General features: G+C 71.3%; 11 protein-coding genes and 3 pseudogenes. 9 read left to right on the top strand and 5 right to left on the bottom strand.

Annotated features, from left to right (window positions below):
* Positions 1 to 30 precede the first annotated feature (30 nt).
* Positions 31 to 1,337 (bottom strand): IS3 family transposase gene (locus AAG827_RS19930; RefSeq protein WP_341927961.1). Its coding sequence is split into 2 segments (ribosomal slippage): positions 31 to 1,058 and positions 1,058 to 1,337, totalling 1,308 coding nucleotides; the frame shifts between segments, so codons are not numbered across the junction.
* A 490-nt stretch (positions 1,338 to 1,827) separates the two neighbouring features.
* Positions 1,828 to 2,724: a DUF1524 domain-containing protein gene (locus tag AAG827_RS19925; RefSeq protein WP_341927960.1), complete on the bottom strand. Its 897-nt coding sequence runs from the start codon at positions 2,722 to 2,724 to the stop codon at positions 1,828 to 1,830.
* Between the two features lie 822 nt (positions 2,725 to 3,546).
* On the opposite strand from AAG827_RS19925, the gene AAG827_RS19920 reads away from it, so the two are divergent.
* The gene (locus AAG827_RS19920; protein ID WP_341927959.1) at positions 3,547 to 4,767 is read left to right on the top strand and encodes a globin domain-containing protein; all 1,221 of its coding nucleotides are present in this window, start codon (positions 3,547 to 3,549) and stop codon (positions 4,765 to 4,767) included.
* Here AAG827_RS19920 and AAG827_RS19915 read toward each other — a convergent pair.
* The gene (locus tag AAG827_RS19915; RefSeq protein WP_341927958.1) at positions 4,725 to 7,538 is read right to left on the bottom strand and encodes a cation-transporting P-type ATPase; all 2,814 of its coding nucleotides are present in this window, start codon (positions 7,536 to 7,538) and stop codon (positions 4,725 to 4,727) included. The genes AAG827_RS19920 and AAG827_RS19915 overlap by 43 nt on opposite strands.
* A gap of 138 nt (positions 7,539 to 7,676) precedes the next feature.
* On the opposite strand from AAG827_RS19915, the gene AAG827_RS19910 reads away from it, so the two are divergent.
* Complete coding sequence (locus AAG827_RS19910; RefSeq protein WP_341927957.1) at positions 7,677 to 10,349, top strand: GNAT family N-acetyltransferase; 2,673 nt, start codon at positions 7,677 to 7,679, stop codon at positions 10,347 to 10,349.
* Positions 10,350 to 10,386: 37 nt separating this feature from the next.
* Here AAG827_RS19910 and AAG827_RS19905 read toward each other — a convergent pair whose 3' ends face one another.
* Together AAG827_RS19905 and AAG827_RS19900 are read right to left on the bottom strand one after the other, a co-directional pair.
* Entirely contained in the window at positions 10,387 to 11,376 is a 990-nt protein-coding gene (locus AAG827_RS19905; protein ID WP_341927956.1) for a hypothetical protein, read from the bottom strand.
* Positions 11,373 to 11,792, bottom strand: a complete 420-nt coding sequence (locus AAG827_RS19900; RefSeq protein ID WP_341927955.1) for a hypothetical protein — start codon at positions 11,790 to 11,792, stop codon at positions 11,373 to 11,375. Before AAG827_RS19900 ends, AAG827_RS19905 begins: the two co-directional genes overlap by 4 nt.
* Before the next feature lie 138 nt (positions 11,793 to 11,930).
* Between AAG827_RS19900 and AAG827_RS19895 the strand changes: the two genes are divergently transcribed.
* The 7 genes and pseudogenes from AAG827_RS19895 to AAG827_RS19865 all read left to right on the top strand — a co-directional run.
* Entirely contained in the window at positions 11,931 to 12,851 is a 921-nt protein-coding gene (locus AAG827_RS19895; RefSeq protein WP_341927954.1) for a universal stress protein, read from the top strand.
* Between the two features lie 370 nt (positions 12,852 to 13,221).
* A pseudogene (locus AAG827_RS19890) lies at positions 13,222 to 13,644 on the top strand (universal stress protein); the annotation flags it as partial.
* Between the two features lie 73 nt (positions 13,645 to 13,717).
* Positions 13,718 to 13,840, top strand: a pseudogene (locus AAG827_RS19885) (glyceraldehyde 3-phosphate dehydrogenase NAD-binding domain-containing protein); the annotation flags it as partial.
* 34 nt (positions 13,841 to 13,874) lie between these two features.
* Positions 13,875 to 14,456, top strand: a complete 582-nt coding sequence (locus tag AAG827_RS19880) for a 2-oxoacid:acceptor oxidoreductase family protein (RefSeq protein ID WP_341927953.1) — start codon at positions 13,875 to 13,877, stop codon at positions 14,454 to 14,456.
* Positions 14,457 to 14,478: 22 nt separating this feature from the next.
* Positions 14,479 to 15,642 (top strand): transketolase C-terminal domain-containing protein, encoded by a 1,164-nt coding sequence (locus tag AAG827_RS19875; protein WP_341927952.1) that lies wholly within the window; start codon positions 14,479 to 14,481, stop codon positions 15,640 to 15,642.
* A gap of 9 nt (positions 15,643 to 15,651) precedes the next feature.
* Entirely contained in the window at positions 15,652 to 16,686 is a 1,035-nt protein-coding gene (locus tag AAG827_RS19870) for a thiamine pyrophosphate-dependent enzyme (RefSeq protein ID WP_341927951.1), read from the top strand.
* 1 nt (position 16,687) lies between these two features.
* Positions 16,688 to 17,032: pseudogene (locus tag AAG827_RS19865) on the top strand (glutamate synthase); the annotation flags it as partial.

The following is a 17,032-nucleotide window of genomic DNA, read 5'->3' as shown; positions in this document are numbered from 1 at the left end:
TGAATCGCCCCGGGTTTCGTGGAGGCTCGGTTACTTGGAACCAGCCCCGATCGGGACCGGTGTCTGAGGGTAGTGCTGGGGTCCGACTCTGGGTTGCTGATGGGTCCAGTGGTTGGCCTCGAACTCAGCGGGCGGGACGAGCCCGATCTCGCCGTGCAGGCGTCTGTGGTTGAACCAGTCGACGTACTCGGCGACGGCGATCTCGACGTCACCGACGGACTTCCAGCCGCCCTTGGGGCGCATGACCGGGTTGCGGATGCACTCGGCCTTGAAGAGCGAGTTGAGCGCCTCGGCCATCGCGTTGTCGTAGCTGTCACCGCGCGATCCGACTGACGCGACGGCCTCGGCTTCGGCAAGCCGTTCGGTGTAGCGAATCGCTCGATATTGAACGCCCCTATCGCTGTGATGCACCAGGCCGGTGACGTCCTGGCCGGCGCGTTGCCGGGTCCACAGGCCCATGTCGAGGGCGTCGAGGGCCAGATCGGTGCGCAGGCTGGTGGACACCTGCCAGCCGACGATCATCCTGCTGAAGACGTCAAGAACGAACGCGACGTAGGTCCACCCGGCGTGCGTGCGGACATACGTCAGATCTGCCACCCAGAGCTGATTCGGTGCTGTGGCGATGAACTTCCGCTCGACCAAGTCCTCCGGGCGCTCGGTCTCGGCACCGTCGCCGATGGTGGTCTTGCGGGTCTTCTCGCGCGGGATCCCACGCAGTCCCTCGGCACGCATCAATCGCTCGACCGTGCAGCGGGCGACCTTCACGCCCTCCCTGTTGAGCTCGGCGTGGACCTTCCGGGCACCGTAGACACCGAGGTTGACCCTGTGCGCGATCTTGATGTCCTCGACCAGCTCGGCATCGCGGATCGTGCGCGCCGACGGTCGCCTGGTCCTGGATGCGTAGTAGCCACTCGGGGCGATCTGCACGCCGGCCTCCTTCAGCGCGGCGCAGATCGGCTCGACCCCGACCTCGCGCCCATCGACCACGTCGTGGCGATGGGCGTCGATGTAGGCGACTACTTGCTGGTGGGGCGGTCGAGCTCCGCCGCGAAGAAAGCCGAGGCCGTCCTCAAGATGTGATTGGTCCGCCGCAGCTCACGGTTCTCGCGTTCCAGCTGCGCCAGCCGCTCCGCATCGCTGGTCGTGGTGCCGGGCCGGTTGCCGCCGTCGATCTCGGCCTGTCGGACCCAGTTGCGCAGGGTCTCCGGATGCATGCCGAGCTGGCCGGCCACTCGAGCGATCGCGCCAGACCTCGTTGCAGGATCACGCCTCAACTCGACGGCCATCCGGGTTGCGCGCTCACGCAGCTCGTCGCCGTACTTCCTGGGTGCTGCCATGACTCTCATCCTCCATGGATTGAGAGCCTCCATCAGACCCGGGGCGATTCAAGCTCTCCTGGAAGGCGGACATGAGGGACGTCGGAGGTTGATCGTTTGCCCCAATGCTTCTACTTCGGATTCAGTGCCCACTTCGAGCATCGGGTGCCATGCGCTGACCTGGGCGAACTGTGGATTGCAGCCGGGACTTGACCCGGACACTGGATTGTCGGGACACGAAACACTAAGGCGGGATCACTCGGCGGCCAGGCCATCGACGCGCTCGCCCGCTGACTCGTGCGACAGCGGTGCGCTGCGCCGTCTCGGCATCCCCGCTGACATGAGACCGCGCACGTTCACCAAATCAGCCGGAATCGCGGCGACCCAATCGCCGGTCCATCGGCGACCCAGGCCAATGGCCGGGGTTTCCCTTAGCTGCCCAGTTCGAGTTCTATGCGAACAAGTGATCACAGGTCGTAGTACTGACTGACTGACCAACTCTGCGCGGGGCCTAGGACTCGCAGGCCCAGCCGTCTCCGTCGCCATCGAGGTGGTGCGGGTCGGACCCGGTGACCTTGATTGGGCCGTCCAGGTCGGAGCAGTCCAGGTCCGGCGGTGGGGGCGGCACGCACGGGGAGTACCCGGGCGCGCAGTTTGCGGTCCCGCCGCCGCCGTCGGTGTCCGTGCGGACCACCTTGGCGCGGCGGACCGTCACGAACGTGTTCTTGCAGTTCGCGGCCCGGTCGCGCAGCTCCTGCTTCTCCGGCCGGTTTACCGTCAGCCGCCACCGGATCTTCACCGCCACCCACTCCCGCAGGTACCGGCACTTGCCCAGTTCCGGCATCCACTCGGCCGGGTCCTGGTCGGACTTGGACTGGTTGACGTTGTCGGTCACCGCGACCAGCGGCCGTGGGTCGCGCAGGTCGTTGGCGTACCGGGTCCGGGTGCCGGCGGTCCACCTGCGGGCACCGGAGTCCCACGCCTCGGCGAGCGGGACGAGGTGGTCGATGTCGACGTCGGAGGAGTCGGTCCACACCTCGCCGTCGTAGTAGGACTTCCACTCGCCGGTGGTGATCTCACAGCCCGACACCTCGGTCACCGACTCGGCGTCGAGCACCTCGTCGCGGGTGTCCTGGCAGTCGTTGTTGGCGTCGATCCAGTGCCGGAACTTGTCCCGGTCGTACCCGCGCCGTGTCTCGGCCGTGACCGGCAGGTTCGTCACCGCCCGCCGCAGCCGCATGGTCACCCTTTTGCCGGTGAACCCGGTGGTCGTCCGCGGCACGGTCGACCCCGTGGCGGCCGCGTCGGCTGCCGGTGCGGTCGCCACGGGGCCGGCAGAGGGTCCCAAGGTCAGCAGCGCCGCGGTCAGCGAGACGGCGACACCGGCAGTGAGGGCACGAAGCTTCACGGGAGTCCTCCAAGACGAGTTCGACGGGCGAGGCTTCACGCTCGCAGCAACCACTGTGACCGCTGGCACCGACGCCAAAGGGCAAGCCGCGCTATCTCGTCCCTGCACACGTAACTAAGGCCTGCCGCGGGCGCCGACGCCTTGGCCAGGATCCGCCGCCCAGGCGTGTTGAGAGCGTTGGTAAGTGCGGGGTCTGCCTGAGCATCAGTTCGGTCGGTCCAGGGCATGCCGGTGTCGCGGGTCTGCCGGTTGGTAACCGATAACTAACCTTCCGTCGCCCGGCGGCGTGTCGCAAGGGACAAGACGGCTTGCTGTCGCGCTGAGGTGCGTGGGGCATCGCTCGAATGAGATTCGAGCCATGCCACGTTTACTCCCCGAAAACCTCGACGCAAGCCGCCTAACGAGGTCTGACGGCATCAAAAGGAGTGAGCGCCGTCACGACTGCCGCGGTGCGTTTGTGCAGGTCAGAGCACTACGCGTCAAAAGGCAGCAAGCAGGGGCGCAAGCAATCACCACCACACTATGAGTCCAGAGGTCGCAGGTTCAAATCCTGCCCCCGCTACAAGAAGAAGTGGCCCTCACAGTGATGACTGTGGGGGCCACTTCTGTTTGCGCGAGAACGCGGCTGGGCCCTGGGACAGCACCCCGAACCGGGCGGACGTGGGGTGCTCGCGGCGACGGGTCCGAGGGGGATGACCTTCGCCGGTGATGGTGGGACCTTCGCCCCCTCCGCTTCCGGAGGCGGCGTGGTCGTGTGGAGCACGCGGCTCTCCTCCTCGGGACAGTCGTCATGCCCCCTGCACCCAACGTCTCGGAGTCCCCATGCTGTCCACCAAGTCCGCCGCCGTCGTCAAGGCCACGCTGCCCGTCATCGGAGCCGCGATCGGCGACATCACGCCGGTGTTCTACCAGCGCATGCTCACCGCTCACCCCGAGCTCGAGCGTGACCTGTTCAACCGCGGCAACCAGGCCCAGGGTGACCAGCAGAGCGCCCTGGCGGGCGCTGTCGCGACGTACGCCACGCTCCTGGTGGCCGACGACGGGCGCGACCCGCTCGAGGTGCTGGCCCGCATCGCCCACAAGCACGCCTCGCTCGGCATCACCGAGGACCAGTACCCGATCGTCCATGAGCACCTCTTCGCCGCGATCGTCGAGGTGCTGGGTGACGCCGTCACCCCCGAGGTGGCCACCGCCTGGGACGAGGTCTACTGGCACATGGCCGGAGCGTTGGTCACCATCGAGAAGCGCCTCTACGCCGAGACCGGCGTCGCGGAAGGTGACGTCTGGCGCACCCTGGTGCTGAGGCGTCGTCTCCAGGAGTCGCCGGACACGGTGTCCTTCGTGCTCGGCACGACGGACGGCAGCACGCTGCCGAAGGCTCTCCCCGGCCAGTACATCTCGCTCCAGGTGACGCTGCCGGACGGAGCTCGCCAGATCCGTCAGTACAGCCTGACGCGCTCCTTCGAGCCCGGTGAGTGGGGAATCTCGGTGAAGGCCGTCCCCACGATCCACGCGGACGACGGCACGGACAGTCCTGCCGGCGAGGTGTCGAACTTCCTGCACCAGAACCTCTTCGAGGGCGACGAGATCAGGGTCTCGGCGCCCTTCGGCGACCTGGTCATCGAGGATTCGGACCGTCCGTTGGTGCTGATCTCCGCGGGCATCGGCGTCACCCCGATCATCGGCATCCTCCACTACCTGGCAGGCACCGATTCGTCCCGCGAGGTGCTGGTGCTGCACGCGGACCGGTCACCGGCACGGCACGCTCACCGGCAGGAGCTGAAGGAGCTCGTGGCGGCGATGCCGACCGCGTCCCTGCGCCGGTGGTACGAGGACCTCGGCGTCCGCCCGACCCGTGACGTCCTCCAGGTCGGCCGCGTCGACCTCGAGGCGGTCGCGATCCCCGAGGACGCGGAGATCTACCTGTGCGGTCCGCTGCCGTTCATGGAGCAGGTCCGCACCAGCCTGATCGAGCAGCACGTCCGCGAGTCCGACATCCACTACGAGGTCTTCGGGCCGGACACGTGGCTGGCGTCGGCCTGACTCGGCGTCGCTGAGGGCGATCGCCCACCGTGCTCGCCGAGTCCGACGAGCACCGTGCGCGACGCTCGGTCCGAGCGACGTCGCACCGCAGCCCGGAAGAGCTCGTCCACCCCCCACACCACGACGGGGAAGGTGGCCAGCACGGCGAGGTGGGCGGCGTCGAGGGGGCGGGTGCCGAGCAGCGACTGGAGGGCCGGGACGTAGATCGCTGCCGCGGTGACGGCGAGCTCGAAGCCGATCCCCAGCAGGAGCAGACGGTTGGAGAGGAAGCCGATGCTGACCAGCGAGACCCGCTCGGTGCGAGCGGCCATGGCCGTGCCCACCTGGCAGGCGACGATGCCGGCGAAGGTCATCGTCGTGGCCGTGAGGTAGGCCTCGTGCAGCCGCGAGCCGGGTCCGGTGTCGTCGCCCGGGCTCCAGCCGGCCGAGATGAGCACCCAGAGGAAGCCGCCGGTGACCAGGAGGGCCGAGACGACGCCGAGGATCCCCCAGGCACGCAGCAGCATCGCGCGCGTGATGATGCTCTCGTCGCGTCGCCGCGGTGGGCGCTCCATGATGCCGGGCTCCGCCGCCTCACGCCCCAGTGCCAGTGCCGGCAGGGTCTCGGTGCCCAGGTCGATCATCAGGATCTGCGCCACCGTCAGCCCTAGCGGGATCGAGCCGCCGGACAGGGCGAAGAGCAGGAACGGCACGATCTCCGGGATGGCGTGGGCGAAGATGTAGAGGATGAACTTGCGGACGTTGTCGTAGACGCGTCGACCCGACTCGACCGCCCGGATGATCGTCGCGAAGTCGTCGTCGGTCAGGATCATCGTCGCGGCCTCCCGCGCCACGTCGGTCCCGCTGACGCCCATGGCCACGCCGATGTCCGCACGCCTCAGCGCCGGGGCGTCGTTGACCCCGTCACCCGTCATGGCGACCACGTGGCCGAGTGACTGCAGACGGGTCGCGATGCGCAGCTTGTCCTCGGGCGAGCTGCGCGCGAAGACGATCTCGTGGCCCTTCCCGAGGATCGCGTCCAGCGCGTCGTCGGACATCGCGTCGAGCTCGGCCCCGGCCACGACCTGCTGGTCGGCCGCGCCGGCGATGCCGGCCGCACGCGCGATCGCACCCGCGGTGGCTCCGTTGTCGCCGGTGATCACGTGCACGGTGATGCCGGCGGCGTGGGCCTTGCGGACGGCATCGGGGACCGCTTCGCGCAACGGGTCGGAGAGGGCGACGAACCCGAGGAGGGTCAGGTCGGTCTCCACCTCGCCGCGGACGTCGTACGTCGTCGTGAGCGGTCGCTCCGCGCAGGCGATGAGCCGCAGCCCCTGGGAGGCCAGGTCGTCGAGCCGTTCGGCGAGCGCGCGTCGTGCGTCCTGGTCCAGGGGCACGGGCCGACCGTCGGCGTCGAGCCAGCCGGTGCAGCGGGCGACCACGGCCTCGGGGGCTCCCTTCGTGAACGCCAGCGACGCGACTCCGGAGCCGGTGGGCCCGCGACCCACGACGGTCATCAGTCGGAGGCGGGGATCGAAGCGGAACACGCTCACCCGTTCCAGCGATACACCGCCGGGGCTGAACCGCTCGGCAGCCTGGAGGAGGCCGAGCTCGGTGGGGTCGCCGGTGCTCGACGACGCGTCCGCGCTCGAGCAGGTGCGCAGGGCGCGCGCGATGGCGGCGCCCGTCGGGGCCGACGGGGTCGACCGCCCCGTCGGCCCCCAGACGCTGTGGACCTGCATGCGGTTCTGCGTGAGGGTGCCGGTCTTGTCCGTGCAGATCACGTCGGTGGAGCCCAAGGTCTCCACGGCGCTCAGTCGCTTGACCAGACCACCGTGCCGGGCCAGCTCGCTGACCCCCACCGCCAGGGCGAGGGTGATCGTCGGCAGGAGACCCTCCGGCACGTTGGCCACCAGGAGCCCGATGGCGAAGACGGAGGCCTCGGTGAAGCTGAGGCCCGCGGCCATGCCCAGCGGGAGGAAGGCGACGCCGACGCCCACGGCGACGCCCGCGATCATCCAGGCGACACGGCGCACCTGCCGCTCGAGCGGGCTCGTCTCGTGCGTGGTGCGACTGCTGAGCGCCGCGATGCGGCCGAGCTCGGTGCTCATCCCGGTGTGCACCACGAGGGTCGTGGCCGCCCCCGAGTCACAGCTGGTCCCGGAGAGGACCACGTCCTCGGCGTCCACGGCCCGGCGCGCGCCCCGCTGCGAGGGCGCCGTGCCCGCGGCCTGCCGCAGGACGGGCGCGGACTCACCGGTGACCGTGGACAGGTCGACCTCGACGGCACCGACAAGGATCCGGGCATCGGCGCTGACGGCGGCGCCCTCCTCGACGAGCAGCACGTCGCCCGGCACCACGGCGGCAGCCTCCACGACGACGTGCCGCCCGTCGCGCACGACGGTCGCGTGGCGCGGCAGGTACGCCGTCAGGGCCGCGACCGCGTGCTCGGCGTGACGTTCCTGGACCACGGCGAAGACCGCGTTCAGCGCGATGACGGCGAGGATCGCCACCCCCAGGGCCGGGCCCTGGGTCGTGAGCGCCAGACCGGCAGCGCACCACAGGAGCAGGGCCAACGGGTGCAGGAGCTGCCTGGCCACCGTGCCGACCAGCCCGCCCGACGATCGGGTCGCCAAGGTGTTGGGGCCCTCCACGGCGAGTCGGCGAGCGGCTTCGGCGCTGCTCAGGCCGGAGGCGTCGCAGTCGAGACGGTCGAGGACCTCGCTGACCGGTGCGCTGAGGAGGTCGTCGGTGGGCGGGGGAGCCGTCAGGGGGCGCGCTGCTTCGGGCATCGTGCACTCTCCAACGGTCCGTCGACGTGACCACTCGAGACTCCGGTGCCCCGCGAGCGACGGTGAGAGGACGACGTCACGAGTGCGTCGGGACCAACGGCCCTGCTCCTGGGGCTGTGGGGGCAGCACCATCGGGGGATGCTCCCCCTCGGCGACAGTCCCCTCCCACCGGCGGACGTGCTCCTGTCCGACGGGACCCTCGGCGTCGTGCGCCGGCTCTCGCCCGACGACGGCCCGGCACTGCACGCCCTCCACGCAGCGATGTCGGACGAGTCCGTGCGCCTCCGATTCTTCAGCCTGGCACGGGAGGCTGCCCACCACTACGTCGACCACGTGCTGGCCGACCCCACGTCGCTCTCCCTCGTGGCAGAGGCGAGCGGGCGCCTGGTGGCACTGGCGACCGCGGAGCCGCTGCGGCCCGGGATCAGCGAGGTGGCGTTCCTGGTGGCCGACGACTTCCGGGGCCACGGCCTCGGCACGCTCCTCCTCGAGCACCTCGCGGCGCTGACGAGGGACCGGGGGATCACCCGCTTCGAAGCGGACGTGCTGCCCGAGAACCACGGCATGCTGTCCGTCTTCGCGGACGCCGGGTTCGAGGTCGTACGCCGCCTCGACAGCGGCGTGGTCCTGGTCGAGATGACCACCGCGGTGTCGTCCGCCCAGCAGGAGGCGGCCGACGCGCGTGACTGTCGCGCCGAGGCGCAGTCCCTGCGACCCTTGCTGGCACCCCGCTCGGTCGCCGTCGTCGGCGTGCGTCGCGACGGGACCGGTGTGGGGGCCTCGGTGCTCCGCTCCATCCGCGCCGGGGGCTATCGCGGTCGCCTCGTCGTGATCCACCCGTCGGCGGGCGCCGTGGACGGGGTGGCTGCCCACGCCTCCGCCACCGAGGTGCCGGACGGCGTGGACCTGGTCGTGATCGCCGTGCCGGCCACGGCAGCGGTGGCCGCGCTGAGGGACGCCGCCGACGCGCGCGTGCCGGCCGCGGTGGTCATCTCCTCGGGCTTCGAGGAGCTGGGGGAGCAGGGGGCCGCGCTCCAGCGGGAGCTCTCGCTCGTCGCCCGCACCCGGGGCATCCGGGTCGTCGGGCCCAACTGCCTCGGCCTGGTCTCCACCGATCCCGAGGTCTCGTTGAACGCCACCTTCCACGACGTCCTGCCGCTCCCCGGCGGACTGGCCGTGGCCAGCCAGTCCGGCGGCGTCGGCATCGTCCTGATGGACCTGGCCCGCGAGGTCGGCCTCGGGGTCGGCGCCTTCGTCTCGCTCGGCAACAAGGCGGACGTCTCCGGCAACGACCTGCTCGCCGCCTGGTTCGACGACCCGGCGGTGACGGCGGCGGTGCTCTACCTCGAGTCCTTCGGCAACGCGCGCAAGTTCGCCAGGACGGCTCGTCGCTTCTCCGAGCGGAAGCCGGTGCTGGCCGTGGTCGGGGGGCGCTCTGCCGGTGGGCGCAGGGGAGGCGCGTCGCACACCGCGGCGGCGGCGACGCCCGCCGTCGGGGTGCGCGCGCTCTTCGCGCAGTCAGGCGTGATCGGGTGCACCGACGCCGAAGACCTGGTGCAGACCGCGCTGCTGCTCTCCGAGCAGCCGCTGCCGCACGGCCGTCGTGTCGGCGTGATCAGCAACGCCGGCGGCATGGGGGTGCTCGTGGCGGACCTGGCGGGCGACCTGGGGCTCCAGGTGCCGGAGCTCTCCGCCGGGCTGCGCGCCGAGCTGGCCGGGCTGCTGCACGGGACGTCCGGGACGACCAACCCGGTGGACGCCGGTGCGGGTGCCGGTCCTGACCAGATGGCTGCCATCCTCGAGGCCGTCCTGTCGTCGGGCGAGGTGGACAGCGTCGTCATGGTGCTCGTGGGCACGGGGGTCACCGACGGCGACGCGGTGGTGCGGGCGCTGGTCCAGGTGCGCGCCGGGCACCTCGACCTGCCGGTCGTGCTCGTGCCGCACGGCGCCATCAGGCAGGCTCCCCATCCCGGCCTCACGACCTATCGCTCCGTGGCCGCGGCGGTGACCTCGATGGCGCGCGTGGCCGGCTATGCCGACTGGCTCTCCGTGCCGAGGGCCTGGCCGCCGAGCACCGGCTCCGACGAGGTGCGCAGGGTCCGGGACGAGGCACGGAGACTGACGACCAGCGCTGCCGGTGGCTGGCTCGACCACCAGGGTCTGCGTGCGGTGCTCGGTCCCTACGGGGTCTCCCCGCTGGGCGTGACCGTGAGGGGCGCCGAAGCGGCGGTCGAGGAGGCCACCCGCTGCGGCTTCCCGGTGGTGGTCAAGGTGACCGCCGCCGAGGTCGTGCACAAGACCGAGCGACGCCTGGTCAGGGTCGGGCTCGTGGATGCCGCTGCGGTGGACTCGGCTGTGGTCGAGCTGGCCGAGGAGATGGGTCGCGAGGTCGACCTGCTCGTCCAACCGGTGGTCGCCGGAGTGGAGCTGGCGGTCGGGGTCGTCCGCGACCCGGCTCTGGGTCCGCTGGTGATGGTGGCCGCGGGCGGGGTGGCCACCGATGTCTGGGACGACCGGGTCTTCCTGGTCCCGCCGGTCTCCGCGGCCGATGCAGCCCGCGCCGTGCACGGTCTCCGGCTCGCACCGCTGCTGGAGGGGTTCCGCGGGTCCGCCGCGCTGGACACCGGTGCTCTGGAGCAGCTCATCGTCGAGGTGGGGAGACTGGCGGTCGACGTGCCCGAGGTCGCCGAGCTGGACCTGAATCCCGTGATCGTCACCTCGATCGGGTGCTCCGTGGTGGACGCCAAGCTGCGACTGAGCCCCCTCGACGGTCTGCTCGACCTGCCACGGCAGCTGCGCACGGTGCGCTGACGAGCTGCAGCCGCTCCCCGTGCGCGTCCGGGGGCGCTCAGCCGACGAGGACGTCGTCCAACGGGCGACGTGGGGTCGGGGGCACGGCGTCGCGCCCGATGGCCTGCCAGCCGACCCTCAGGATGAGGTGAGGAGACCCGACTCCCTGCAGGACCTCGGTGCGCAGCTGCTCACGGGTCTCGTCCAGCTCGATCACCTGGCTCAGCGGCACGACCGTGAGTCCCTCACGTGCCGCTTGGAGCCACAGTGCGCTGAGGCCCTCGCCCGAGCGGAGCCACGACTCCACCGTGTCGTGGGCACCCCGGAGCACCATCAGCCGGTCGGTGCCCACGACCGTTCGCTCGGTCTCGTCCAGTGCTCCCGTGCCGTAGCGCGTGCGCAGGCGGGCCTCCGGCGCCTGGGCCCTGGGGACGGCGCCACCCGGCACGCCGTCGTGCTCGCCGTGGTCCACCCACTGCAGCTGCTCGCGGTCGAGTCGCTCGTCGGCCGTCTGCCGTTCAAGGGCGCGCCCGACGAGCACCTCGGCGAGGTGTCGACGTGACGGATCCAGGACGGGCACGGCATCGGCACCCCAGGCCGTGGCGACGTCTGCCAGGCCGCGCAGCTGGTGCTCGGGGACGGGCCACGAGGTGAACCGCCGACGGTCGGTGCGGCGCTCGCGGATGGCCTGGACCTGCGTCGTGGCGTCGCGGGGAGGCGTGGCGTGGGTGAGCGAGATGCGGGCGAGCAGCGGTGACCGGTCACCGGACGGCAGCCGGGTGGCTCTCGCCTCCCAGCCGAGAGCACGCGCGGCGACGTGGGCATGGTGCAGGGCGGCCCCGCAGCTGATCACGAGGTTGCGCCCCTGCGGGTCGGCGGCCGGTAGGCGGCGACGCGGGTCGGCGTACAGCTCGAGCGTGGTGCCGACCGCGCGCCACGACCAGGGCTGGGTGTTGTGCACGCTCGGCGCGCAACAGGCCAGCTCGACGACCTCCCGCAGGACGCCGGGTGGGACGGTCGGGCCCCGGCCACCTTCCCCCGCGGTCATGCCGCGCCCTGCAACGCTGCTTCCGGCGACACCGGGCGAAGGTCATGTGCGGCCAGCGGGACGAGGATCGCCAGCGCTGGGACCGACCAGAGCCACACGCCCCACCCGAAGAGCATGAGCAGGACGTGGAAGAGGATCACCCCGGCCCAGCCGAACCTCGCCGTCCGACCGCCCAGCAGGAGAGCGGTGCCCAGGGTGACCTCGCCCGCCATCAGCAGCAGGCCGTAGACGGCAGGACGGGCCATGACGACGTGGTCCCACCCCTCACGCACGAAGGGGAACAGGCCGCCGGTGGCGAACCCGTCGTAGAACTGGGGGTCCGCTGCGACGATCCCCAGGTGGACGCCGCCCATGACCAGGAAGAAGGCGCCCACCACGTGGCGGCCGGTCGCCGAGTGCTGCCTCGCAGGTGTCATGTCGTCCTCCCCGGCCCAGCATCCGCGCTCGGGTGCTCGCGCCACAGGGACCAAGGTCCTGTCGAGTTGAGGAGATCGAGCCCTGCTGGGGGTCGCCTCGTCGGAGGAGGCTGATCGCATCGACGAGGGGACAGACACATGAGCACCAAGAAGACCGCCGTGGTGGTCGCCGTGGACGGCACGGGTCGCAGTGCCGGAGCGTTGAAGTACGCCGCCCACCACGCGTGGACCAGCGACTCCCACCTGAGGATCGTGCACGTCAGTCCCGACTACCTGCCCCTGGCGTCCTACCTGCCCTACCTCCCTCGGGACGTGGAGTCCGAGGGGCGCGCGATCCTCCGCGACGCCCAGGAACGGGCTCTCGTCCTCCATCCGGGGCTGAGGGTGGTCACCGACCTGCTGAAGGGGTCACGGACCGACGGCGTCCTGCGGTCGGCGACCGGTGCCACGCTCCTGGTCGTGGGGCACGAGACACGGGTGGGTGCCGAGCGGCTCCTCACCGGGGCGACCACCGCCAAGATCGCGGCTCGCGCTCAGTGCCCGGTCGTGGTCGTGCCCGCGGCGTGGGAGCCCGGACCGGCCACGGGCCGGGTCGTGCTGGGCATCAAGTCCCCGTCCCACGCGGACGAGCTCATGACGGAGGCCTTCGAGATCGCCGCCGCCAGGGGTGCTGCGCTGGTCCTGCTGCACGCGTGGGGCCTGCCGGATCCCTACGCCGACGCCATCGAGCAGCGGACGCACGCCGACCAGTGGATCGAGGAGGGCGAGCAGATGCTCGATCGGATCGTGGAGGAGTGGCGCGAGGGCTATCCCGAGGTCCCCGTCGAGACCCGGGTGAGCCACGGCTCGCCCGCGGACGCCCTGGTCGCTGCCGGGGACGAGGCCGACCTCGTGCTGCTCGTCCGTCGTGCTCACGACCTGATGCCGGGGCACCTGGGCGGCGTCACGCGACGGGTGCTCCAGCTCAGCCGATGCCCGGTCGAGATCCTGCCGGCCAGCAGCATCCCGGTCGTGATCCCCGACCTGGTGATCGAGCGGTCCGGGCGCCTCCTCAAGTAGGCGGTGACCGGACGGTGCTGGGTCCCCCCGGTCGTGGGGCCAGCTCGGGACCTTGGGCCCTGCCACCGTCCTCGGGCATGCGATGGGATGGAGGCACGGTCCTACGAAAGGGGCGGGTCATGTCCAGGACGGGTGAGCGCGAACACGCCGTCCCGGTCGACCGGCTGGCCGTGCGGCGACTCGGCGTCGCGGGGCACACCGCCGTCCAGGGCGTCGGACCAGCAGCACCGAAGGCGATCCAGGTCACGCACAGGGACTCGCCTGCCGAGCCGGCCACGTCGGTCGCTGCGGCCTCCGGCGCGGACGATCACCTCGCTCCGTCCGTGCCGGAGGGCTCTTCTTCCACGCGGGTCGTGGGGGGGTCAACGGCTCCAGCAGGAGCGCCGTCGCACTCCGCTGGGCCCTGGACAACGCGGCCGAGCAGGGCTGGAGCATCGACGTCGTGACGGCGTGGCCCGACCCTGACGACGTGTTCGTCCACGAGGTGCCGGGACACTACTGCGCGCCCCGCGGTCGAGCGGTCGGTGAGCAGGACCGCGTGCTGGTCGACGCCGGGTTGAGTGGCACCGCACCGGTGACGGTGCGGAGCTTCATCGACAACGCACCCGCGGTCGGTGCCCTGGTCGCACGGGGCGCGGATGCGTTGATGATCGTGGTCGGACAAGCCGACCCGGACCGTCCCGGCCGTCGCCGCCCTGACGTGGGGGAGGCCTGTGCCGTGCTGGTGTCCTGCCCCGTCGTCGTCGTCGTGGGCGGGCCGGTGTCGTCGACCCAAGGTCACACCCGGCGGTGACCTTCGCCTCTGCTGGGAGGTGCCACGCCCCCGGATCGTGGGCGTGGAGGACACCCGAGGCGAGGAGCGGCGCATGACACGAGTCGGCATCAACGGCACGGGACGAGTGGGCAGAGCCTTCCTCCGCCTCGCGGAGGAGCGCGCCGACCTCGAGGTGGTGGCGATCAACGACGTGGCCGACATCGCGACCCTCGCCGCGGCCGACGCCGCCGGACGCCCGTAGCCGCGCCGTGTTCAACGTCAGGATCCACGGCAGGGGCGGCCAGGGCGTCGTCACGGCCGCCGAGATGCTCTCGGTGGCGGCCTTCGACATGGGCCTGCACGCGCAGGCGTTCCCGACGTTCGGCTCGGAGCGGACCGGAGCGCCCGTGGTGGCCTTCTGCCGCATCCATGAGCGGCCGATCACCTTCCACGAACCCATCTCGCACCCGGACGCGCTCGTGATCCAGGACGCGACCCTGCTGCACCAGGTCCCGCTCCTCGACGGTGTCGCTGCGCGGACCTACCTCCTGGTCAACACGTCGCGACCTCTGGCCGAGCTCGGGATCGACGAGCTCGTCTCGTCCCTCGACCCGGGTCGGGTCGTCACCCTGCCCGCGACCGAGCTGGCCCGCGACCGGCTGCACCGACCGTTGCCCAACACCGCTCTCCTGGGGGCCTTGGCCGCACTGACCGGGATCGTCTCGCTCGACGCGGTGCAGCGGGCGATCGGTGAGCGGTTCGCGGGCGCGCTGGCGCTCCCGAACATGGAGGTGGCCGCACTGGCCCACGAGCACGTGATGGCGACCAGGGGGGACCGGACCGGTGCTTGAGCAGCTCGAAGGATCACAGGCGGTGGCACGCGCCGTCGCCCGCTGCCGACCCCAGGTGGTCGCGGCCTATCCCATCTCACCCCAGACCCACATCGTCGAGGGACTGTCGGACCTGGTGCGGACCGGGGCGCTGGAGCGCTGCGACTTCATGCTCGTGGAGTCCGAGTTCGGCGCCATGTCCGCCTGCATCGGTGCCTCGGCGGCAGGAGTGCGCAGCTACACCGCCACAGCCAGCCAGGGGATCCTCTTCATGGCCGAGGCGCTGTTCAACGCCTCCGGGCTGGGGCTCCCGATCGTGATGACCGTCGCCAACCGGGCGATCGGGGCACCGATCAACATCTGGAACGACCACTCCGACGCGATGGCGATGCGTGACTCCGGGTGGATCCAGCTCTTCGCCGCGTCCAACCAGGAGGCGGTCGACCTGCACGTCCAGGCCTTCGCGATCGCCGAGCAGCTCTCGCTCCCGGTGATGGTCTGCATGGACGGCTTCGTGCTCACCCACGCGGTGGAGGAGGTCGAGGTCCCGGACCAGCCGGACGTCGACGCCTTCCTCCCCTCGTTCGTCCCGCGCCAGGTCCTCGACCCGGCCGACCCCGTGTCGATCGGGGCGATGGTCGGGCCGGAGGCCTTCGCCGAGGTGAAGTACCTGATGCACGCCACGCACCTGCGGGCGCTGGACGAGGTCCCACGGGTCGCGGCTGACTTCGCCGAGCGGTTCGGGCGCGGGGGCCCGGGCCTCGTGTCGCCGTACCGCACCGAGGACGCGGACGTCGTGGTGGTCGCCCTCGGGTCGGTGCTGGGCTCGCTCCGCGAGGTCGTGGACGAGCTGCGGCACTCCGGCACCAGGGTCGGGGTCCTCGGCATCACCTGCTTCCGGCCGTGGCCGACGGAGGCGGTGCGAGCAGCACTCGTCGGCGCCTCCCGGGTGATCGTCGTCGAGCGCGCGTTCGCGGTCGGCGCCGGGAGCATCGTGGGCCAGAGCACGCGCCTGGCAGTGGCCGGCACGTCCACCCGGGTGTACGACGTCGTGGCCGGTCTCGGTGGTCGACCGGTCACCCGAGCGTCGTTGCGAGGGCTCGTCGACGACGTGCTCGCCGACCGCATCGACGCCGATCGGCTGCACTTCCTCGACCTCCACACCGCGGTCGTCGAGGCCGAGCTCGCGCGCGCCGGACCGGACTGAGGAGACACGATGACCACCCAGGAGCTGAAGCTCTACCAGGTCGGGACCTACGCGGCCGGCAACCGGCTGCTGCCCGTCGAGGACCGCTCGGTCCAGTCCTGCCCCGACCGCTCCAACGCGATCACCTCCGGGCACCGCGCCTGCCAGGGATGCGGCGAGGTCCTCGGAGCCCGCTACGTCCTCGACGCCGCGATGCGTGCCACGGACGGCAACATGGTGACGGTCAACGCGACCGGCTGCCTCGAGGTCTTCTCGACGCCCTACCCCGAGTCCTCGTGGCAGGTGCCCTGGCTGCACTCCCTCTTCGGCAACGCCCCCGCCGTCGCCAGTGGTGTCGCGGCTGCCCTCCGTGCGAGCGGACGGCAGGACACGCGGGTCGTGGCCCAGGCGGGCGACGGCGGGACCGTCGACATCGGGCTCGGTGCCCTCTCCGGCATGTTCGAGCGCGACGACGACGTGCTCTTCGTGTGCTACGACAACCAGGGCTACATGAACACCGGCGTCCAGCGCTCCGGCGCCACCCCCGGGGCGGCCAGGACGTCGACGACGGCGGCGCTCGGTCCGACCCCGGGCAACGCGTTCGGGCAGGGCAAGAACCTGCCGCTGATCGCGATGGCCCACGAGATCCCCTACGTCGCCACGGCCACGGTCGCCAACCTGCGCGACCTGGAGGACAAGGTGACCCGGGCGATGAGCATGAGGGGGGCGCGCTACCTGCACGTCCTCGTGCCCTGCCCGTTGGGGTGGGGCTCGGCCGCGCACGACACGATCCGGGTCGCCCGGTTGGCCACGGAGTCCGGGATCTTCCCGCTCTTCGAGGCTGAGCGGGGGGTGGTCACCGCGGTCAGCCCGATCCGCCACCGGGTGCCGGTGGACGACTACCTCCGGCTCCAGGGGCGCTACGCCCACCTCTTCGGCGACCACCCCCGACCCGACCTCGTCGCCCGCATCCAGGCCGACGCCGACCGGGCCATCGCCCGCTTCGGGCTGCTGGGCGACACCGACACCGACACCGACGCCACACCCGGGACCGAGGCACGCTGACATGGACAGGCCCTTCGCGATCACGCTGGACGTCGGCAGCAGCCGCGCCAACAAGACCGGTTCCTGGCGCACCGAGCGGCCGTCGTACGTCGACAACCTGCCGCCGTGCAGCGGCGCCTGCCCGGCGGGGGAGGACGTCCGGTCCTGGCTCTACGAGGCCGAGTCCGGCGACGCCGGCTACGAGCGGGCCTGGCGCGCGATCATGGAGACCAACCCGTTCCCGGCGGTGATGGGCCGGGTCTGTTACCACCCGTGCGAGACCTCCTGCAACCGCGGCCAGCTCGACGAGGCCGTCGGCATCAACTCCGTGGAGCGCTTCCTCGGGGACGAGGCCATCCGGCAGGGT

Origin of the sequence: Nocardioides psychrotolerans (genome assembly GCF_943371775.1) — a bacterium.
GTDB lineage: Bacteria > Actinomycetota > Actinomycetes > Propionibacteriales > Nocardioidaceae > Nocardioides > Nocardioides psychrotolerans_A.
The sequence above is the reverse complement of the archived record's forward strand: the minus strand, read 5'-3'. Positions and strand labels throughout refer to the sequence as shown.